The following is a 675-nucleotide window of genomic DNA, read 5'->3' as shown; positions in this document are numbered from 1 at the left end:
AGCTGGTTCTCCCCGAAATCTATTTAGGTAGAGCCTCGGACGAATACTTACGGGGGTAGAGCACTGTTAAGGCTAGGGGGTCATCCCGACTTACCAACCCTTTGCAAACTCCGAATACCGTAAAGTACTATCCGGGAGACACACGGCGGGTGCTAACGTCCGTCGTGAAGAGGGAAACAACCCAGACCGCCAGCTAAGGTCCCAAAGTCATAGTTAAGTGGGAAACGATGTGGAAAGGCCCAGACAGCCAGGAGGTTGGCTTAGAAGCAGCCATCCTTTAAAGAAAGCGTAATAGCTCACTGGTCGAGTCGGTCTGCGCGGAAGATGTAACGGGGCTAAACTATGCACCGAAGCTGCGGATTCATCTTAGGATGAGTGGTAGGGGAGCGTTCTGTAAGCGGTTGAAGGTGTACCGGGAGGTATGCTGGACGTATCAGAAGTGCGAATGCTGACATGAGTAACGATAATGCGGGTGAAAAACCCGCACGCCGGAAGACCAAGGGTTCCTATCCCATGTTAATCAGGGTAGGGTAAGTCGACCCCTAAGGCGAGGCCGAAAGGCGTAGTCGATGGGAAACGGATTAATATTTCCGTACTTGGTATAATTGCGATGGGGGGACGGAGAAGGCTAAGCAAGCATGGCGATGGTTGTCCATGTGAAAGTGAGTAGGCTAG

General features: G+C 52.0%; 1 rRNA gene. It reads left to right on the top strand.

Annotated elements, in window-relative coordinates:
• Window positions 1-675: ribosomal RNA gene (locus PSH54_RS20530) — 23S ribosomal RNA — on the top strand; the annotation flags it as partial.

The sequence above is a fragment of the Pseudoalteromonas sp. Angola-30 genome, assembly GCF_028599215.1.
GTDB lineage: Bacteria > Pseudomonadota > Gammaproteobacteria > Enterobacterales > Alteromonadaceae > Pseudoalteromonas > Pseudoalteromonas atlantica.
Note: the sequence above shows the minus strand (reverse complement) of the source record. Positions and strands in the feature narration are given on the sequence as shown.